At 63.9% G+C, this 18,889-nt stretch carries 16 protein-coding genes; 8 read left to right on the top strand and 8 right to left on the bottom strand.

Annotated features, from left to right (window positions below; all coding sequences use genetic code 11):
• Positions 1-3: 3 nt before the first annotated feature.
• The 4 genes from CK215_RS12715 to CK215_RS12700 all read left to right on the top strand — a co-directional run bounded on the left by CK215_RS12715 (position 4) and on the right by CK215_RS12700 (position 3,916).
• The gene (locus CK215_RS12715; RefSeq protein WP_095831098.1) at positions 4-813 is read left to right on the top strand and encodes a rhomboid family intramembrane serine protease; all 810 of its coding nucleotides are present in this window, start codon (positions 4-6) and stop codon (positions 811-813) included.
• A gap of 249 nt (positions 814-1,062) precedes the next feature.
• Complete coding sequence (locus CK215_RS12710; RefSeq protein ID WP_095828459.1) at positions 1,063-1,812, top strand: electron transfer flavoprotein subunit beta/FixA family protein; 750 nt, start codon at positions 1,063-1,065, stop codon at positions 1,810-1,812.
• Positions 1,813-1,836: 24 nt separating this feature from the next.
• Complete coding sequence (locus CK215_RS12705) at positions 1,837-2,766, top strand: electron transfer flavoprotein subunit alpha/FixB family protein (protein WP_095831097.1); 930 nt, start codon at positions 1,837-1,839, stop codon at positions 2,764-2,766.
• A gap of 271 nt (positions 2,767-3,037) precedes the next feature.
• Entirely contained in the window at positions 3,038-3,916 is an 879-nt protein-coding gene (locus CK215_RS12700) for a 3-hydroxybutyryl-CoA dehydrogenase (RefSeq protein ID WP_066990182.1), read from the top strand.
• A 34-nt stretch (positions 3,917-3,950) separates the two neighbouring features.
• On the opposite strand, the gene CK215_RS12695 is transcribed toward CK215_RS12700, so the two are convergent.
• The 3 genes from CK215_RS12695 to CK215_RS12685 form a co-directional block, all read right to left on the bottom strand.
• Complete coding sequence (locus CK215_RS12695) at positions 3,951-5,912, bottom strand: PAS domain S-box protein (RefSeq protein WP_245418670.1); 1,962 nt, start codon at positions 5,910-5,912, stop codon at positions 3,951-3,953.
• 132 nt (positions 5,913-6,044) lie between these two features.
• A complete protein-coding gene (locus CK215_RS12690; protein WP_095831095.1) occupies positions 6,045-6,683 on the bottom strand; it encodes an NrsF family protein in 639 nt (212 codons plus the stop codon).
• Position 6,684: 1 nt separating this feature from the next.
• The gene (locus CK215_RS12685; RefSeq protein ID WP_066990192.1) at positions 6,685-7,221 is read right to left on the bottom strand and encodes a sigma-70 family RNA polymerase sigma factor; all 537 of its coding nucleotides are present in this window, start codon (positions 7,219-7,221) and stop codon (positions 6,685-6,687) included.
• Between the two features lie 204 nt (positions 7,222-7,425).
• Here CK215_RS12685 and CK215_RS12680 point away from each other — a divergent pair, with 204 nt between their 5' ends.
• From CK215_RS12680 to CK215_RS12670, 3 genes are all read left to right on the top strand, one after another.
• On the top strand, positions 7,426-8,433 hold the full coding sequence (locus CK215_RS12680) for an iron ABC transporter substrate-binding protein (RefSeq protein WP_066990195.1): 1,008 nt from the start codon (positions 7,426-7,428) through the stop codon (positions 8,431-8,433).
• 161 nt (positions 8,434-8,594) lie between these two features.
• A complete protein-coding gene (locus CK215_RS12675) occupies positions 8,595-10,166 on the top strand; it encodes an iron ABC transporter permease (protein ID WP_095828454.1) in 1,572 nt (523 codons plus the stop codon).
• Positions 10,163-11,245, top strand: a complete 1,083-nt coding sequence (locus CK215_RS12670; RefSeq protein ID WP_095779358.1) for an ABC transporter ATP-binding protein — start codon at positions 10,163-10,165, stop codon at positions 11,243-11,245. Before CK215_RS12675 ends, CK215_RS12670 begins: the two co-directional genes overlap by 4 nt.
• A 7-nt stretch (positions 11,246-11,252) precedes the next feature.
• On the opposite strand, the gene CK215_RS12665 is transcribed toward CK215_RS12670, so the two are convergent.
• From CK215_RS12665 to ugpB, 4 genes are all read right to left on the bottom strand, one after another.
• Positions 11,253-12,335, bottom strand: coding sequence for a sn-glycerol-3-phosphate import ATP-binding protein UgpC (locus tag CK215_RS12665; protein ID WP_095831094.1), 1,083 nt, complete (start codon positions 12,333-12,335; stop codon positions 11,253-11,255).
• Positions 12,336-12,341: 6 nt separating this feature from the next.
• Positions 12,342-13,190, bottom strand: coding sequence for a sn-glycerol-3-phosphate ABC transporter permease UgpE (ugpE, locus tag CK215_RS12660; protein ID WP_066990208.1), 849 nt, complete (start codon positions 13,188-13,190; stop codon positions 12,342-12,344).
• Between the two features lie 8 nt (positions 13,191-13,198).
• Complete coding sequence (gene ugpA / locus CK215_RS12655) at positions 13,199-14,083, bottom strand: sn-glycerol-3-phosphate ABC transporter permease UgpA (protein ID WP_066990493.1); 885 nt, start codon at positions 14,081-14,083, stop codon at positions 13,199-13,201.
• A gap of 69 nt (positions 14,084-14,152) precedes the next feature.
• Positions 14,153-15,463 carry a sn-glycerol-3-phosphate ABC transporter substrate-binding protein UgpB gene (gene ugpB, locus CK215_RS12650; protein ID WP_066990210.1) on the bottom strand — a complete coding sequence of 437 codons (1,311 nt, stop codon included), beginning with the start codon at positions 15,461-15,463 and terminating at the stop codon, positions 14,153-14,155.
• A 314-nt stretch (positions 15,464-15,777) separates the two neighbouring features.
• On the opposite strand from ugpB, the gene CK215_RS12645 reads away from it, so the two are divergent.
• Entirely contained in the window at positions 15,778-18,207 is a 2,430-nt protein-coding gene (locus tag CK215_RS12645) for an EAL domain-containing protein (RefSeq protein WP_095831093.1), read from the top strand.
• Here CK215_RS12645 and CK215_RS12640 read toward each other — a convergent pair.
• Positions 18,199-18,888 carry a TlpA disulfide reductase family protein gene (locus CK215_RS12640; RefSeq protein WP_066990216.1) on the bottom strand — a complete coding sequence of 230 codons (690 nt, stop codon included), beginning with the start codon at positions 18,886-18,888 and terminating at the stop codon, positions 18,199-18,201. The genes CK215_RS12645 and CK215_RS12640 overlap by 9 nt on opposite strands.
• Position 18,889: the final 1 nt, after the last annotated feature.

The raw sequence follows: 18,889 nt of genomic DNA, 5'->3' as shown, positions 1-18,889 counted from the left end.
CCGATGTTCATCCCGCTCTACGACACCAACAGGCTCCGCCACATCCGCCTGCAATATGTGACGATCGGCCTGATCGCCGCGAATGCCTTGGTCTATCTCGCTACCACGCTTGGCGGCGAGAGCTTCACCAATGCCGCCGTGCTTGGCCTCGGCTTCATCCCTTCTGTCGTCCATGACAAGGTGGAGCTGTCGCCCGAATTCGTCGTCATTCCCGAAAGCCTCAGCTATCTCACCTATTCCTTCCTGCATGCCGACATCTTCCATCTCGGCGGCAACATGCTGTTCCTGTGGGTGTTCGGCGACAATGTCGAGGACGCGCTCGGCCATATCCGCTACCTGATCTTCTACCTCGCCTGCGCGGCGGCGGGCGCTTTCTTTCAAGGCTTGGTCGGCTGGGATTCCCAGGTGCCGCTGATCGGCGCCTCCGGCGCCATCGCCGGCGTGGTTGCGGCCTATCTGATCCTCTATCCGAGGGTTAAGGTGTGGGTATTGGTTTTTGCGCGCATTCCTCTGCGCATCCCCGCCTTCATCCCGCTCGTCCTTTGGATCCTGTTCCAGATCGTGATGTTTGCCGCCGGCGGAGAGGATCAGATTTCCTGGGCCTGCCACATCGGCGGCATCATTGCCGGCGCCGTTCTCGTCCTGGTGCTGCGCAGCCGCGGCGTTCCGCTGCTTGCCGGCGCAGACGGCGAGCCGGACCCGACGCCGAAGGTCCAGAACGTCCCTCTGCCGATCGAGCCCGGACCAACGCCCGAGGCGCCGGCACAGACTGCGCCTCGATGGAGCCGCGGCGCGGCGTCCCCGCCAGACTGAACCGATTTGAGTGCGACGTGCATATTGACGCGCCGGATTGCCGCCACTACGGAACGCCACCACAGAGCATGATCCCGAAAAGTGGGAACCGCTTTTTCGGAACGATCATGCTCAACCGAAACATCGGGGTGGAACTGCTTCTTGGCCGTTGGAGACCAGAATTCCGCCCGGAATGTCGGCTTTCGACAACTCTGACAAGGCGCACACTGCTATAGCGCGCCCGACTATCTCAGGAGAGGTGACAGGAAAATGAAGATCCTTGTGCCCGTGAAGCGGGTTGTGGACGCGAACGTCAAGGTCCGGGTCAAGGCCGACGGACTGGGCGTCGAGCTTGCCAACGTCAAGATGGCGATGAACCCGTTCGACGAGATCGCGGTCGAGGAAGCGATCCGGATCAAGGAAGCCGGCAAAGCCGAGGAGATCATCGTCGTCTCGATCGGCCCGCAGCAGGCGCAGGAGACGCTGCGCACCGCGCTCGCCATGGGCGCCGATCGCGCCATCCTGGTCAAGACCGACGAGCAGACCGAGCCGCTGGGTGTCGCCAAGGTGTTGAAGGGCGTGGTCGAGGCCGAGAAGCCCGGCCTCGTCATCCTCGGCAAGCAGGCGATCGACGACGACAGCAATCAGACCGGCCAGATGCTGGCGGCGTTGCTGGGCTGGGCGCAAGGCACCTTCGCCTCCAGGATCGAGCTCGGCGGCGATCATGCCAAGGTGACGCGTGAGGTCGACGGCGGCCTGCAGACGGTTGAGCTGAAAATGCCGGCGATCGTGACCGCCGACCTTCGCTTGAACCAGCCGCGCTATGCATCGCTCCCCAACATCATGAAGGCCAAGAAGAAGCCGCTCGACGAAAAGAGCCCGGCCGACTACGGCGCCGACGTCAAGCCGCGCCTGAAGGTGATCAAGACCGAAGAGCCCGGCGGCCGCAAGGCGGGCGTCAAGGTCAAGAGCGTCGCCGAGCTGGTCGAGAAGCTCAAGAACGAAGCCGGCGTGCTCTAAAGCGGTCAGGAAAGGAACAGGAAAATGGCAATTCTCCTCATCGCCGAACACGACAACGCAAGCCTTTCCGACCAGACTGCCAAGGCGCTCGCGGCCGCCCTGCAGATCGGCTCGGATATCGATGTGCTGGTCGCCGGCAAAGGCGCCAAGGCGGCAAGCGACGCGGCCGCCAAGCTGAAAGGTGTTCGCAAAGTCCTGCTGGCCGAGGCCGACGAACTCTCCGAACGGCTGGCGGAGCCGCTGGCTGCACTCGTCGTCTCGCTCGCCGGCTCCTATGACGCGATCGTCGCCCCCGCGACCTCAGCGGGCAAGAACGTCGCGCCGCGCGTGGCGGCCCTGCTCGACGTCGCGCAGGTCTCCGAGATCATCGAGGTGGTCTCGCCCGACACCTTCAAGCGGCCGATCTATGCCGGCAACGCCATCCAGACCGTGCAGTCGACCGACGCCAAGAAGGTGATCACCGTGCGCACCGCCTCCTTCCAAGGGGCGCCAGAGGGCGGCTCGGCCCCGGTCGAGACGGTGAACGCCGCCGCCAATCCCGGCCTCTCCTCCTTCGTCGAGAACAAGCTCTCCGAGAACGACCGTCCCGAGCTGACCTCGGCCAAGATCATCATCTCGGGTGGCCGTGCACTCGGCTCGTCGGAGAAGTTCCAGGAAGTCATCCTGCCGGTCGCCGACAAGCTCGGCGCCGCTGTCGGTGCCTCTCGCGCCGCGGTCGATGCGGGCTATGCCCCCAATGACTGGCAGGTCGGCCAGACCGGCAAGGTGGTTGCCCCCGATCTCTACATTGCCGTCGGCATCTCCGGCGCCATCCAGCATCTTGCCGGCATGAAGGATTCCAAGGTCATCGTCGCCATCAACAAGGACGAGGAAGCGCCGATCTTCCAGGTTGCCGATTACGGTCTCGTCGGCGATCTCTTCGTCATCCTGCCGGAGCTGCAAAAGGCGCTTTGACGCTTTCTGCTCTGGCATATTAAAATCCGAAGGGTGGGGTAGACGAAGTCGCCCCGCCCTTTTAGTTTGCACTGCACAAAAAGCAGGCCGGTAAAGGCTTGCGCAATTCCAGGAAAAGTCCATAGCGGTTTTCCCTGCGGAATTGCGATAAACAAAAAAGGCAATTCCAGGAAAGTGCCGAGCCACTTTGCGTCCGGAATTGCGGGAAACAAGAGAAGGGAGCGCTTCCGTGCCTCGCAGAAGCGGAAATGCTCCAGACGGGATTGGGGTAATGAGCAAGATCGAGACGATCGGCATTGTCGGCGCAGGTCAAATGGGGGGCGGTATCGCCCACGTCTCGGCGCTGGCCGGCTACAAGGTCCTGATCCACGACATCTCGCCCGACCGGGTCGAGAAGGGCATCGCCACGATCAGCGGCAACATGGCCCGTCAGGTCGGTTCGGGAAAGCTCGAGGAGAAGGCGCGCAACGAGGCGATGGCCCGCATCTCATCGGCGTCCGCCATGGCCGATCTCGCCGCCGCCGACCTCGTCATCGAGGCGGCGACCGAGGATGAGACGGTCAAGCGCAAGATTTACGCCCAACTCTGCCCGCAGCTCAATCCGGAGGCGATTCTCGCGACCAACACCTCCTCGATCTCGATCACCCGGCTCGCCGCGCAGACCGACCGGCCTGAGCGCTTCATCGGCATACATTTCATGAACCCGGTGCCGGTGATGAAGCTGGTCGAGCTGGTGCGCGGCATCGCCACCGAGGACCAGACGTTCGAGGCCGCCAAGACCTTCGTGAACAGGCTCGACAAGACGATCACCGTTTCGGAGGATTTCCCGGCCTTCATCGTCAACCGCATCCTGTTGCCCATGATCAACGAGGCGATCTACACGCTTTATGAGGGCGTCGGCACGGTGGACGCCATCGACACCGCCATGCGGCTCGGCGCCAACCATCCGATGGGACCGCTGCAGCTGGCCGACTTCATCGGTCTCGACACCTGCCTGTCGATCATGCAGGTGCTGCATGAGGGCCTGTCGGACTCCAAGTATCGCCCCTGCCCGCTGCTGGTGAAATATGTCGAGGCCGGCTGGCTCGGCCGCAAGACCGGCCGCGGCTTCTACGACTATCGCGGCGATCATCCGGTGCCGACACGCTGAGCCGCCCGCGACTGAACGCTCTCCCAGCCGGCGTTCAGGATGCCGCGGCAAGCGGCAGCGGTGCCGCCTCGTCCTTCGAAACTTCATCGGGTGCTGCCGAAACGCAGCCGCGGCCTGCCGCCTTGGCGGCATAGCAGGCGGCATCGGCACGGGCGATGATCTCATCCACCTCGCCGCAGCCGGCGCGGATCGGCGCAAGCCCGATGCTGGCGGCGATCGAATGCGGACGACCGTCCCAGCTGAAGCCCAGGTTGCGGATGGCTTCGATGATGCAACGCGCCGCGACCGTCGCTCGCGCCGGCGCGCCCGATTTCAGTATGACCGCGAACTCGTCGCCGCCCAGGCGGGCGACGATATCTTCCGGCCCGAGCACGTTGCGGATGGCGTCGGCGACGCGCTTCAGCAGCGCATCGCCCGCCGCGTGGCCGCCAGTGTCGTTGACCGCCTTGAAGTGGTCGAGGTCGACGAACATGAACTGATGCTCGCCGCCATTCAACCGGCACCGATCGACCAGCTCCTCCATCGTGCGGATGAAGCTTGGGCGGTTGGCGAGCCCGGTCAGCGCGTCATGGGCCGCGGCATAAGCGAGCTGGCGCTGCAGGGCGCGCGCGTCGGTGAAATCCTGGAAGACGATGACCAGCCCGCAGAACTCGTCACGGTCGTTCATGATCGGCGACACCATTTGGCGGATGCTGCAGCGCGTGTCGTCGCGCCTGATGAGCACGGCGCGGGCGTTCTGATCGCAATGATGGCGGTCGGCGGCCGAAGGTCGTGTCAGGCCGATCCTCTGCCCGGTTTCCTCGTCGACCGCCCAGTAGACATCGCCGAGCACCTTGCCAAGCGCCTCGCCGCTGGCAATGCCGGTGAGCTTTTCGGCGACCGGATTCATGAAGGTGACGCGGTTCGCGGCATCGGTGCAGATCACCGCGTCGCCGATCGACTGCAGCGTCACCCTGAGCCGCTCCTTTTCGTCGGCGAGCATCGCCGCCGAGACCTTGCGCCGTTCTTCGGCCTCCTTGCGCTCCGTGATATCGGTCAAGCTGCCGATCGCCCGGATCAGCCGGCCCTCGCCGTCGCGTTCGATCGCCTTGCCGCGGTCGAGGATCCAGACCCAATGGCCGTCCTTGTGGCGCATCCGGAACTCGGCCTCGAAGAAGGCCGTCTCGCCGTCAAGATGCGCCCGGTCCGCCTCGGCGACGATTTGGCGGTCGTCCGGGTGGATCATCGTCAGCCAGCGGTCGGGGTCGCCGTCCAGCTCGCCATCGTCATAGCCCAGCATTCTGACCCAGGTTTCGGAGTAAGTCGTGCCGCCCTTGCGCATGTCGAGGCTCCAGACGCCTTGTCCGGCGCTGGTCAGCGCGAAATTCCAGCGCGTCTCGGCTTCGGCGATGCGCGCTTCGGCCTGCTTGCGCGCATCGATGTCCTCGATCTGCGACACAAGATAGAGCGGCTTGCCGGTCTCATCTTCGCGAATGACCGAGCCCGCAAGCTGCGCCCAGACCGGAGTGCCGTCCTTCTTCAGGTAGCGCTTCTCGAAATGAAAGGAATCGATCTTTCCTTCTTTCAGCGCGATCATCGTCTCACGGCCGATCTGCAGGTCGTCGGGATGCGTGATCTGGAAGAAGGTCAGCGCCTCGATTTCCGCCCGGCTGTAGCCGAGCATCGCCGCGAAGGCGGGATTGGTCTGAAGGATGCGGCCGTCGAGGCCGACGATGGCGACGCCGATCGCCGAGTCTTCCATCGCGCGGCGAAAGCGCTGCTCGCTCTCGGCAATCTGCCGGCGGTCGTCGATGATCCTGCGGATGAACAGCGCCGAGACAAAGAGCGTCACGGCGGTGACGGCGACCGATATCTGTAGGCAGAACTTCAGCGCGTCCGCACCGAGCTCCAGCGCCGGCAACAGGACCGATGCCATCAGGGTGATAAGCCCTGCCGCCATCAACGCGAGCACAGCGCGCTTGCCGGCCCGCGGACCTTTCCAACTCAACCACGCCACAATGCGATCCCACCCCATGCGCAACTGCCACAACCCTGGCGGATCGATTTTAAGGAATGGTTGTAAGCTGCGGCGGCCACGCCGCTAACCGGCAAAGCAATTGCCGGCATGATTAAGGATCGGTGTGTAATCCTACCAGCGGACGAAAAACCGTCCGCCAAGCGCGCCGAGCGCGGTGAGGAACGCGATCGCGATCGTGTACCAGGTGGCGACGAACAGCGGCGAATCGTCGAAGCAATGCGCGGCATAGAAGGTCGCCGCCAAGCCGCCCGCGAGCAGGCCCGCGACCGCGCCGGCCAGCACCGGCCGCGTCGGCGCGCCATAGCGCAGCATGCCGAGGAAGATCGCCAGGGGACCGATGCCGATCAACGGGATAAAGCTCATGCAGATCATCAAGTTGGAACCCACGAGCCGCCTGCCCCAGTCCGCCTCCGGCACGACGAAAAGCTCCAGGATGACCGCGATCACGACGAGCGCAGGCGCGGCGAGCGTCCATAGTTTCGCTCGCCTGCTCGCCGCACCGGGCGTCGACAGGGCTCGGATCAGAGCGAATGCGCTGGTCGTGAGCGCCAAGGTGAAGACGAACTTCGACATGAAGCGCATCGTATGCATGGCCGGCATGATGTCCGGGCGCGGACCGATGGTCATGAAAAAGACCACCGCCGCGACCACAACCGCCACGCCGACGGCGAGCCACCAGGCGAGGCCAAGCGGCATCGCCTTGTTGCGGGCATCGGCGTCGAGCGCCTTTATGAGGTCCTCGGTTCTCATGTCACCGTCGTCCGAACCTTTTGGCGATCGCGGCAAGGCCGCGATGCAGCGACACGCGCACCGCCGTCTCGCTGATGCCGAGCTTGACCGCCGTTTCGCCGATCGAATGGCCGTCGACCGAGATCGAGGAAACCACGGAACGCTGCGAGGGCGGCAAGCCGTCCAGGGCCCGGTTTATGTCGCGCTCGCTCACCGTCTCCGCTTCCGGCTCGGCGAACGTCTCGGCGATCTCGTCGATCTCGACCTCGATGCGACGGCCGCGCCTGCGGAATGCATCGATCAGCTTGAAGCGGGCGATCGCATAGACCCATGGCAGCACCGGCGCGTCTTCTCGCCACGTGTGCCGTTTGACGTGAATGGCCAGCAAGGTTTCCTGCACGACATCCTCGGGGTCGACCCCGCCCTGGACGATCTTGCGCCGGACGAAGCCACGAACGAGAGCGGCTATCCGGTGAAGAAAGTCGGCGTAAGCCCTTTCGTCTCCCGCAATCGCGGCCCTGAGCAGCCGGGAAAGCTCGGCCTCGTCCTTGCCGGTCACAAGAGTTTACCCCCGATGTTCGCGTCTCGGCCCTGGTTTGTTACGTGTCCGGCGAAATAATGTCCAAGCCAAAGTACCGGAAAATCACGAAAGTTTGCGGCACGGCGACCGATTGAAGCAGGCCGGAATGTTGACTATCGTAATCAGGTATTGATAGGTGCGCCTGAGCCCGAACCCCTGTCTCCAGATTTGAGGACGATGCCCATGAAAACTGCCTTTTCCACTCTTGCCGGCGCCGCCGCGCTGGCGCTCGGCCTGATTGCCGGACCGGCCATGGCGGAGGATGCAGGCATCATCGTCTACAACGCCCAGCATGAAAGCCTGGCCAAGGAATGGGCGAAGGGCTTCACCAAGGAAACCGGCATCAAGGTCACGCTGCGCAACGGCGGCGACAGCGATTTCTCCAACCAGATCGTCGCCGAGGGTGCTGCCTCGCCGGCCGACGTGTTCCTGACAGAGAATTCGCCTGCAATGGCGCTGGTCGAGGCGGCCGGCCTGTTCGCGCCGGTGGATGCCGACACCCTCGCTCAGGTTCCGCAGGAATACCAGCCTTCGAGCGGCAAATGGGTGGGCGTCGCCGCGCGCAGCACCGTCTTTGCCTACAACAAGGACAAGCTCAAGGAAGGCCAGCTGCCCAAGTCGCTGCTCGACCTTGCCGATCCGAGCTGGAAGGGCCGGTGGGCCGCCTCGCCGTCCGGCGCCGATTTCCAGGCCATCGTCAGCGCGATGCTCGAGCTCAAAGGTGGAGCCGCGACTTCCGACTGGCTGAAGGCCATGAAGGAGAACTTCACCGCCTACAAGGGCAACAATACGGTGATGAAGGCGGTCAATGCCGGGGAGATCGATGGCGGCGTGATCTACCACTACTACTATTTCGGCGACCAGGCGAAGACCGGCGAGAACAGCAAGAATGTCGGCCTGCATTATTTCAAGAACCAGGACCCGGGCGCGTTCGTGTCGATCTCTGGCGGCGGCGTGCTGGCCTCGAGCAAGCATCCGAAGGAAGCCCAGGCTTTCTTGAAGTGGGTCACCGGCAAGGCCGGCCAGGAGGTTTTGAAAACCGGGACCTCTTATGAATACGCGGTCGGCAAGGATGCCATGTCGAACCCGAAGCTCGTGCCGCTGGCCGATCTGCAGGCGCCCAAGATCGATCCGACGCACCTGAACTCGAAGAAGGTCATCGACCTGATGACGCAAGCCGGCTTGCTTTAGTCCGCGTTCGTCCTAAAAGGACAACCGACCGTGCTCCCGCCGGAATTCGCTTTCCGCGGGAGCGCTTTTGTTTTGGAGATGGCCTCGTCGATGACGATCATCTGCGTTTCCGACCGCGTTCGCGGTTCATCAGATCGTCTCCAGGCGGTGCATTCCGGCTGATGTCCGCGATCGACCTCACGCATTCGGGGCCGCCGGCTGCCGCAAGGCAGAGCCGGCGGTCCACGTCGTGGATTACGCTTGCGGCCGCCATCGTCTCGCTGATCGCTCTCCTGCCGCTTGCCTTCATCGTCTGGGTGGGCATCCAGACGGGATGGGACACGGTGGTGGCGCTGATCTTTCGGCCTCGCGTCGGCGCGCTCCTGGTCAACACCATCCTGCTTGTCGTCCTGGCCGTCCCGATCGCCATCGTGCTGTCGGTGGCGCTTGCCTGGCTGACCGAGCGCAGCGACCTTCCCGGCAACCGTTGGTGGTCGTGGCTGTCGGTAGCGCCGCTGGCTATCCCGGCCTTCGTCCACAGTTACGCCTGGATCAGCCTGATCCCCGGCCTGCACGGGCTCTGGGCCGGCGTGCTCGTCTCCGTCATCGCCTATTTCCCGTTCCTCTATCTGCCGATCGCAGCGGCGCTGCGCCGGCTTGACCCTGCGCTGGAAGATGCCGCCGCAGCGCTGGGCCTCGGACCCTGGCGCGTCTTCGCGCGCGTCGTGCTGCCGCAGTTGAGGCTGGCCATCTGCGGCGGGTCGCTGCTGGTTGGCCTGCACCTGCTTGCCGAATACGGGCTTTATGTCTTCATCCGCTTCGATACCTTCACCACCGCGATCGTTGACCAGTTCCAGTCGACCTTCAACGGCGCGGCGGCGAACATGCTCGCCGCCGTGCTGGTCGCCTGCTGCTTCGTGCTGCTTGGCGTGGAGGTGATCGTGCGTGGTGAGGAGCGTTATGCCCGCGTCGGCTCCGGGGCGGCGCGCCAGCAGCAGCGTGTCGCCCTCGGCCGCGCCACTCTGCCTTGCTTGCTGCTGCCCGCCGGGACTGCGCTGCTCACGCTCGGCGTGCCCTTTGTGACCGTCGGCCGCTGGCTGCTTGCCGGTGGCGCCGACGTCTGGCGTTGGGACGAGATCAGCCTGGCGCTCGGCCAGACGCTGGTCCTCGCCGTCGCCGGCGCGCTGCTTGCCACGGTCGCCGCGATGCCCATGGCCTGGATCTCGATCCGTGCGCCGGGCCGCTTGCAGCGCCTGCTCGAGAGCTGCAACTACATCGTCGGCTCGCTGCCGGGTGTGGTCGTCGCGCTGGCGCTGGTGACCATCACCGTACGCGTCGCCTTGCCGCTTTATCAGACGCTCTTCACCATCCTTTTCGGCTATGCGCTGATGTTCCTGCCGCGCGCGCTGGTCAGCCTGCGCGCCTCGATCGCCCAGGCGCCGGTGGAACTCGAACGCGCAGCTTCGAGCCTCGGCCGCCCGCCGCTCAGGGCGCTATGGTCGACCACGATCCGGCTGTCGGCGCCGGGCGCGGCGGCCGGGATGGCGATGGTGGCGCTCGGCATCACCAATGAATTGACCGCCACGCAGATGCTGGCGCCGAACGGCACCCGCACCCTTGCGATGGCGTTCTGGTCCTACAGCGGCGAGATCGACTACGCCTCGGCCGCCCCTTACGCCTTGATCATGGTGGCGATGTCGCTGCCCATGACCTGGGTGCTCTACGTCCAGTCGAAGCGGATGGCCGGCCGATGAGCTTCCTCGAGCTCCGCGACGTAGCAAAACATTATGGCCCCGTGGCAGCACTTGCCGGCGTCGACCTCACCGTCGAAAGCGGCAGCCGCACCGCGATCGTCGGACCCTCCGGCTGCGGCAAGACCACCTTGCTGAGGCTGATCGCCGGCTTCGAGGCGCCAGATCGCGGCCGCATCGCGCTCGACGGCAAGCTGCTCGCCAATGGCGGGGCGGCGGTGCCGGCGCATCGCCGCGGCATCGGCGTGGTGGCGCAGGACGGCGCCCTCTTCCCGCATCTCACCATCGCCGACAACATCGGCTTCGGCATGCCCCGAAGCGCCGAGAAGCGCGCCGAGCACATTGTCGAGCTCGCCTATATCGTCGGGCTGGACAAGGCGATCCTGAAGCGCCGTCCGCACGAGCTTTCCGGCGGCCAGCAGCAGCGTGTCGCGCTTGCCCGCGCCATGGCGATGAAACCCCGGCTGATGCTCCTCGACGAGCCGTTCTCGGCGCTCGACACCGGCCTGCGCGCCTCGATGCGCAAGGCTGTGGCCGAGCTTCTGGAGGATGCGGGCATCACCACCATCCTGGTCACCCATGATCAGGCCGAGGCGCTGTCCTTCGCCAGCCAGGTGGCCGTCATGCGCGACGGCCTGTTCTCGCAGGTCGGCACGCCGCGCGAACTCTACTTCCAGCCCAGGGACAGGATGGTTGCCGAGTTCCTCGGCGACGCCATCATCGTGCCGGCCAAGATCGCCGACGGCTTTGCCATATCGCCGCTCGGCCGCATCGCGGTCGACATCACCGAGCGGCGCGACGTCGCCCGTATCATGCTCAGGCCCGAGCAAGTGGTGCTTAAACGAACCTCCCGCGAAGGCATGTCGGGGACGCCGGACATGCTGTTCGGCGAGGTGACGGACTCCGAATTCGCCGGCTCGGTCTGCACCATCGCCGTGCGGCTGCTTAACAGCCCGGATCCGCCGGATGCGGCCGCGATCGGCAACACACCGCTCATCCTGCGCAAGACCGGCATGGACGTGCCGGAGGTCGGCGAGATCGTGCGCCTCACCGTGACCGGCAAGGCGCATGTGTTTGCCTGAAGCTGGGTCAAGAGGAGGGGCTTGTGCTGTCGAGGCGCCTGCCGCCCCGATCGAACCAGTGCAACTTCTCGGCTGTGGCGGTGATGCGCAACTTGTCGCCGGGCTTTGCCGCCGTGCGGCCGCCAACCCGTATCACGATACGATTGCCGGCAGCCGAGCAGTGCAGGAAGGTTTCCGCGCCGACCGGCTCCACGGCCTCGACCGTTGCGGACAGCATCAGCGCCCCGGATCGGTCCTCGGCATCGGCGACGAGTTCGGCGTCCTCGGGCCTGAAGCCTAGCATTGCCGCCTGCCCGCCGGGCGGGGCAAGCCCAAGCAACTTTCCTTCCAGCTCAGTTGCAGAACTTTCTGTGCTCAGTGAGAGCAGGTTCATCGGCGGCGCGCCAATGAAGGACGCGACGAATGTCGAGGCCGGCTTCTCGTAAATGTCGAGAGGAGCGCCGATCTGCTCGACCAGCCCGGCATTCATGACGACAAGCATGTCGGCTAGCGTCATCGCCTCGAGCTGGTCGTGGGTGACATAGACCGAAGTGACGCCGAGCCTGCGCTGCAGGCTCTTGATCTCGACCCGCATCTGGCCGCGCAGCTTGGCGTCGAGGTTGGAGAGCGGTTCGTCGAACAGGAAGACTTTCGGATTGCGCACGATCGCCCGGCCCATGGCGACGCGCTGTCGCTGGCCGCCGGAAAGCTCGCGAGGGCGCCGGTCGAGCAGTCCCGACAATTCCAGCACCTTGGCAGTTGAACGCACTCTGCTGTCGATCTCGGCTTTCGGCGTGCCGCGATTACGCAGGCCATAGGCCATGTTGTCGTAGACCTTCATATGCGGGTAGAGCGCGTAATTCTGGAAGACCATGGCAATGTCGCGTTCGGTCGGACCGACGGCATTGACGATCTTGCCGTCGATCGCAACCGTTCCGGACGAGATGGTCTCGAGTCCGGCGATCATCCTGAGCAACGTCGATTTGCCGCAGCCAGAGGGACCGACCAGCACGCAAAGCTGCTTGTCCGGAATGGCGATGGAAACGCCTTTCACGGCCTCGACGCCGCCGGCATAGAGCTTCCTCACATCATTGAGATCAACCGTCGCCATCGCCCCTCACTTCTCGGATTCGACCAGGCCGCGCACGAACCAGCGCTGCATCAGCACCACGACAAGGATCGGCGGCACGATGGCCAGCATCGCGGTGACCATCACAAGGTGCCACTGGGTATCGGCATCGGCGAAGGAAACCATCTTTTTCAGCGCAATGACGATGGTGTTCATGTCGTTGCTGTTGGTGACCAGCAGCGGCCACAGATATTGCGTCCAGCCATAGATGAAAAGGATGACGAACAGCGCCGCGATGTTGGTGCGCGACAGCGGCAGGAGGATGTCGAAGAAGAAGCGCCACGGCCCGGCACCATCGACGCGCGCCGCCTCGACGAGCTCGCCCGGGATGGTCATGAAGAACTGTCTGAACAATAGCGTGGCCGTGGCCGAGGCGATCAGCGGAATGATCAGACCGGCATAGGTGTCGATCATGCCGAGATCGACCATCACCTTGTAGGTCGGCAGGATGCGGACCTCGACGGGCAGCATCAGAGTGATGAAGATCAGCCAGAAGAAGGTCATGCGCAGCGGGAAACGAAAGAACACGATGGCATAAGCCGACAGGATCGAGATGAAGATCTTTCCGACCGCGACGCCGAGCGCCATGACCGTCGTGTTGAGAAGCAGCCTGCCGACGCTGACGCCGCCGATGCGCCCGACACCGCCGAACAACGCCTCGCTGTAATTGTTCCAGAGCTGGTCACCGGGCAGCAGCGGCAGGGGCGGCTTGAGGATCGTCTGCAGCGTCTGAGTCGAGGCCACGAATGTGTAGTAGATGGGAAATGCAACGATCAAAATGCCGAGAATGAGAGCGGCATGGGCGATCAGGACACGCAACGGGGACTGGCCGATCATCGCTTGCCTCAGCCGTAGTGGACTTTGCGTTCCACATAGCGGAACTGGATGGCGGTGAGCGCTATGACGATGACCATCAGGATCACCGACTGCGCCGCCGAGTCGCCGAGGATCAGGTTGACGAAGCCGTCATTGTAGACCTTGTAGACCAGCGTCTCGGTGGTCTTGCCCGGTCCGCCGCCGGTGACGGCATGGACGATGCCGAACGTGTCGAACAGGGCATAGACAGTGTTGACGACCAGCAGGAAGAAGGTCGTCGGCGCGAGCAGCGGGAAGATGATGGTCCAGAAACGCTTGGTCTCGCGGGCGCCGTCGATCGCCGCCGCCTCGATCAGCGTCTTCGGCACCGCCTGCAGCCCGGCGACGAAGAACAGGAAATTGTAGCTGATCTGCTTCCAAGCGGCGGCGGAAACCAAAAGGATCATGGCGTGACTGCCGTTGAGCAACGGGTCCCAGGCTATACCGAGACTTCTCAGCACGTAGGATAGCGAGCCGATCGAAGGGTTGAACAGGAACAGCCACAACATGCCGGCGATCGCCGGCGCCACCGCATAGGGCCAGATCATCAGCGTGCGGTAGAGCGCTTTCCCGCGCACCACTTTTTCCGCCATTACGGCGAGCAGCAACGCCACGGCCATGGCCACGATTGCGGTGGCAAGCGAAAATACCACCGTTACCTTGATCGAGTTGAGATAGGCCGGGTCGGCAAGCACTTTGCGGAAATTGGCAAACCAGACGAACTTGCTCTTCAGCCCGAATGGATCCTGCCTGAGCATGGACTGGTAGAGCGCCTGCCCGGCCGGCCAGTAGAAGAAAACCAGTGTTATGGCGAGTTGCGGCGCCACAAGCAGGTAAGGCAGAACTTTGTGGGGGAAAACGACGCGCGGGGTCAGCTTGGTTTCCTCGTCAAGCAAGGATCGCCCGCGCGGATCCGCGCGGGCGACGTTTCATCTCGGCCAGGTCTAGTTGCCCAAAGCGTCCTTGATCGCCGCGTTGCCGCGCGAGACGGCATTGTCGAGCGCCTGCTGAGCCGTTTCCTGGCCGGCCAGCATCTTCTCGAACTCCTCGTTCTGGATATCGCGCACCTGCGGCAGATTGGGCAGGCGCACACCCTTCGAATTCTCGGTCGGCGCCTTGCCGGTCATCTGCAGGATCGGTGTCTCGCGGCCCGGGTTCTTGTCGTAGAAGCCGGACTTCTTGGTCGCCTCATAGGCCGCCAGCGTCACCGGCAGGTAGCCCGACTTCTGGTGCAGATATTCCTGCACCTCGGTCTTGGAGAGATAGGCGAAAAAGGCCGCGACGCCCTTGTACTCCGCATCGGATTTGCCGCTGAAAACCCAGAGGCTTGCGCCGCCGGGCGTCGTGTTCTGCGGCGCGCCCTTGGCATCGCTGTCATACGGCAGTTGGCCGATGCCGTAGTTCATGCCCGACTTGACGATATCGCCGAGCCCGCCCGAGGACTCGGTAAAGATGCCGCATTCCCCGGCGAGGAATATCTGCTTGGCCTCGGAGGTGCGCCCGCCATATTTGAAAGTGCCATCCTTAGCGAGGTCAGCCAGCGCCTGAAAGTGGTTGACGAAAATCGGCGCATTGATCTTGAGCTCGACGTCGCCGCCGGCCAGTCCGTTCTGCTGGGTCGCCCAGGAAACATTATTCCAGGCGGCAAAATTTTCCAGATGGATCCAGGTCAGCCAGGTCGAGGTGTAGCCGCAAGGGGCCGCGCCGCTCGCCTTGATCTTCTTCGCCGCTTCCCAGACCTCGTTCCAGGTCTTAGGCGGGTTGTTCACGTCGAGGCCGGCCTTCTGAAAGATGTCCTTGTTGTAGTAGAGGATCGGCGAGGAGGAATTGTAAGGGAAAGACAACATGGTGCCGTCCGGCTTCGAATAGTAGCCGACTATGCCGGGCAGATACTGGCTCTTATCGAACGTCATCCCCGCGCCCGTCAAAACTTCGGCCACGGGTTTGATCGCGCTCTCTGCCGCCATCATGACGCCGGTGCCGACATCGAACACCTGGATGATGTCCGGCGCCTGGCCGGCGCGGAACGCGGCGATGCCTGCATTCAGCGTCTCGGGATAGGTGCCCTTGAAGACCGGAACGATCTGGTAGTCGCTTTGGCTGGCGTTGAAGTCCTTCGAGATCTTGTCGACGACTTCCGCATTGGCGCCCGTCATCGCATGCCACCAGCTGATCTGCGTGACAGCGAAAGCGGACGTGGTGGAAAGCAGGGTCAAGGTAGCGGCAACACCTGCCGCGAAGCCGAAGAGCTTCATGTTTTCATCTCCCGTTGTGATTGGCGAAAGGGGGGCTTCCGCAGAAACCAGTATGTGTTGCGCATGACAATCGGACAACGGTTTTGTTATGCGTCGATGAACATCAACTGATCCTAAAATAACGTGCATCAGTCACGGCCGGGCAGATTGCTTGCCGGCTTAGGATTGAGCGCGTGTGCGACAGCCGGCCTAACCTTATCCGCCCTTACAACCCGAGACACACGCGTCGGTTGCAGGTCCACTAATCGATTCTTTAGCCGTCGGGCCTTAAGCAATCTTAACTTGATTGATGCGGGAAGATCAGGTGGGGCCAAATGTTGACCGTCTATAATTGCATCGTGCACGAGCACGATCTGAGGTTGGTCGCGCTTGCGGCGCTCATCTGCGGAATTTCTTCTTTCTCGGCGGTCAATCTTCTTCGCCATGTCGAGCAATCGACCAGTCGAAATCGCTACGCATGGCTGTTGATTGCAGCCACGGCGACCGGATTTGGCATCTGGGCGACGCACTTCGTCGCCATGATCGCCTTCACGCCGGGAATACCCAACGCCTATAACGCGGAGCTTTCCGCCCTTTCGCTGGCTGCCTCCGTAGTTCTGACAGCGGCCGGAATGTGGATCGCCACCATCCGCGGCGGCATTGATCACTACCTTGTCGGCGGCGCCGTGCTCGGCGTCGGCATTGCCGTGATGCACTATACCGGCATGGCGGCGTTCGAGGTCCAGGGCCGGATCGTCTGGAACGAGCTGCTCGTCGCTCTTTCGCTGGCGGCGGGCGTCACGCTTGCCGCGCTTTCGCTGCTCGTCGTGCTGCGCCGCCCGTCGACGCTTACGACGATCGCTGCCGCCGTCTTGCTCACACTGGCCATCTGCACACTGCATTTTATCGCCATGGCGGCGGTCTCGATTTATCCGGACTCCTCGATAGAGATCTCAAAATTCACCATCGCGCCGATGTCGCAAGCCTTTGCCGCCGCGGCGGCAAGCCTGGTCATCCTGGTGCTCTCGGCCGCGGCGCTCCGCATCGACCTGCGCTTCCGACGCCACCAGGCGGAAGCGCAGCGCATGCACGGCCTGGCCAACGCGGCGGTCGAGGGGCTGATCGTCTGCGACGGAAGCCGCATCGTCAGCGCCAACGACAGCATCGCGGCGCTGAGCGGCATCGCGCCCGGCACGCTGAACGTGATGACGCTTGGCGACCTCTTCGGCGAACGCATCGCCTCAGCCATCGCCGGCGGCAGCGGCCAGGCGCAGGAAACCGAGCTGCGCAGCCAGGACGGCACCCGCATCCCGGTCGAGCTGATCGCCCGCAGCATCGACTATTGCGGCAAGCCTCACGACGTCGTCGCCGTCCGCGACATGCGCGAGCGCAAGAAGGCCGAGCAGGAGATCCTTCGCCTGGCGCATTTCGATCCGCTGACCGGGCTTGCCAATCGCCGCAGCTTCACCAGCCGCCTCGAGGCCGAGATCGCCACGGCAAGCGGCAAGGGCGGGCAGCTCGCGCTGATGCTTCTCGATCTCGACCGCTTCAAGGAAGTCAACGACCTGTTCGGTCATGCGGCCGGCGACGCCGTGCTGCAGAGGGTGGCGCAATGCGCTTCGGGCGTGCTCCGCCATGGGCAGATGCTCGCCCGCCTCGGCGGCGACGAATTCGCCATCATTGCGCCGAACCTTCCCGACCCGCAGGCCGCGGGCCGCATCGCCGAGGCGGTGCTTTCCAAGCTGCGCCAGGAGAGCCAGTTGTCGCCCGGCGGCGAACTGGTGTCGGCCAGCATCGGCATTGCTCTTTTCCCGCTGGACGCCGACGAGCAGGCGGCGCTGGTCAGCCATGCCGACACCGCGCTCTACCGCGCCAAGGCCGAGGGCAAGGACACTTATCGCTATTTCGAAGCTTCGATGGGCGCCGAGACGCGCGACAGGCGCGCCATGGAGCACGATCTGCGCCAGGCGGTTGCGCGCGGCGAGTTCCGGCTGGTCTATCAGCCGCAAAAAGAGATCAGCAGCGGCAAGATGATCGGTTTCGAGGCCTTGATCCGCTGGCATCATCCGGAGCGCGGCAACATCCCGCCGTCGGTCTTCATCCCGGTCGCGGAAGACAGCGGCGCCATCGCCCAGATCGGCGAATGGGTGCTGGCGACGGCCTGCGAGGAAGCCGTCCGCTGGAAAAATCCGCTGACCATCGCCGTCAATGTCTCGGCGGTGCAGCTCCACAACCCGAATTTCAGCCGCAAAGTGCACGAGATTCTGCTGCGTTCGGGACTTCCGGCCGGACGGCTGGAGCTTGAAGTGACCGAGACGGCGCTGATCAAGGATATGCCGCGGGCGCTGGCGACTCTGCGGCAGGTCAAGGCGCTTGGTATTCGCGTCGCGATGGACGATTTTGGAACCGGCTATTCATCGCTTTCCAATCTCCGCGCCTTCCCTTTCGACAAGATCAAGATCGACGGCTCCTTCATCAAGTCGGTCGACAGGAATGGCCAGGTCGCGGCCATCGTGCGCGCCGTGCTGGGTCTGGGGCGCGGCCTCGGCCTGCCTGTTCTGGCCGAAGGCGTCGAAACGCTGGACGAATTGCGCTTCCTCGATGCCGAAGACTGCGAGATCGGCCAGGGATACTATCTCGGCAGGCCAGGCCCGATCGAAACCTTCAGCGAGCTGACCGGCGTGCCGGCGGCCATGGATGCTGTCGAGGCCCGCGGCGGCAGCATCCTGATGCTCGAGCCGGCCGCCGCGCTGCGCTCAGCTTGACGGACTGAGCGCGGCCTCCACCAATCGCTTGGCGTCGGGGCTCGACCATTCCGCCGGGCCGTTCATATGTGCGATCAGGCAGCCTTCGCCGTCGATCAGCATCGTCACCGGCAGGCCAAGCGCCAGCCCGCGCGTCTTGGCCTCGTTGAACAGGCCCATCGTCGCATCCCGGTAGTAGCCGAGCGTCTCGATGCCGATCTCCTTCAGGAACTTTTTCGGCTTGGCGTCGTCGCCGGTGTCGACATTGACCGCGACGACCTCGAAAGCGTTGCCGCCCTTTTCCTTCTGCAACGCATCGAGCGCCGGCATTTCGGCGCGGCAGGGCGCGCACCATGTCGCCCACAGATTGAGCAGCACCGTCTTGCCGGCATGACCGGCGATCGTCGTCGGCTTGCCGTCGGGTCCGTTGAAGGCGAGGCCCTTCAGCGATTGCGGCGGATCCGCCGGCTGCAGCGCCGCGACCTGGCCGACTGCCTTTGCCGCAACCTGCTTGGCCCGTTCGACCTTCGCCTTGCAGGCGATGTCGTCCTTGCCGGTGCCGGCCGCGGCAACCTGATCCGGCGTGTTGTTGCCAGAACCGCTCTCGCTGACATATACCGCGACCGCGCCGGCCAGCACGCCCGCTACAAGCGCGGCGAGGATGAGGCGCGGGGCCGGGAAGAATTTATTGCCGTCTGCCATT

This window comes from Mesorhizobium sp. WSM3864, from assembly GCF_002294955.1.
In the GTDB taxonomy this organism is placed as follows: Bacteria; Pseudomonadota; Alphaproteobacteria; order Rhizobiales; family Rhizobiaceae; genus Mesorhizobium.
Note: the sequence above shows the minus strand (reverse complement) of the source record. Positions and strands in the feature narration are given on the sequence as shown.

Coding starts and splice junctions, on each gene's coding strand:
- CK215_RS12645 (WP_095831093.1), top strand. CDS start 15,778: ATGTTGACCGTCTATAATTGCATCGTGCACGAGCACGATCTGAGGTTG.
- ugpE (WP_066990208.1), bottom strand. CDS start 13,190: ATGATCGGCCAGTCCCCGTTGCGTGTCCTGATCGCCCATGCCGCTCTC.
- CK215_RS12680 (WP_066990195.1), top strand. CDS start 7,426: ATGAAAACTGCCTTTTCCACTCTTGCCGGCGCCGCCGCGCTGGCGCTC.
- CK215_RS12675 (WP_095828454.1), top strand. CDS start 8,595: ATGTCCGCGATCGACCTCACGCATTCGGGGCCGCCGGCTGCCGCAAGG.
- CK215_RS12640 (WP_066990216.1), bottom strand. CDS start 18,888: ATGGCAGACGGCAATAAATTCTTCCCGGCCCCGCGCCTCATCCTCGCC.
- CK215_RS12690 (WP_095831095.1), bottom strand. CDS start 6,683: ATGAGAACCGAGGACCTCATAAAGGCGCTCGACGCCGATGCCCGCAAC.
- CK215_RS12705 (WP_095831097.1), top strand. CDS start 1,837: ATGGCAATTCTCCTCATCGCCGAACACGACAACGCAAGCCTTTCCGAC.
- CK215_RS12710 (WP_095828459.1), top strand. CDS start 1,063: ATGAAGATCCTTGTGCCCGTGAAGCGGGTTGTGGACGCGAACGTCAAG.
- CK215_RS12665 (WP_095831094.1), bottom strand. CDS start 12,335: ATGGCGACGGTTGATCTCAATGATGTGAGGAAGCTCTATGCCGGCGGC.
- CK215_RS12670 (WP_095779358.1), top strand. CDS start 10,163: ATGAGCTTCCTCGAGCTCCGCGACGTAGCAAAACATTATGGCCCCGTG.
- CK215_RS12700 (WP_066990182.1), top strand. CDS start 3,038: ATGAGCAAGATCGAGACGATCGGCATTGTCGGCGCAGGTCAAATGGGG.
- CK215_RS12715 (WP_095831098.1), top strand. CDS start 4: ATGTTCATCCCGCTCTACGACACCAACAGGCTCCGCCACATCCGCCTG.
- ugpB (WP_066990210.1), bottom strand. CDS start 15,463: ATGAAGCTCTTCGGCTTCGCGGCAGGTGTTGCCGCTACCTTGACCCTG.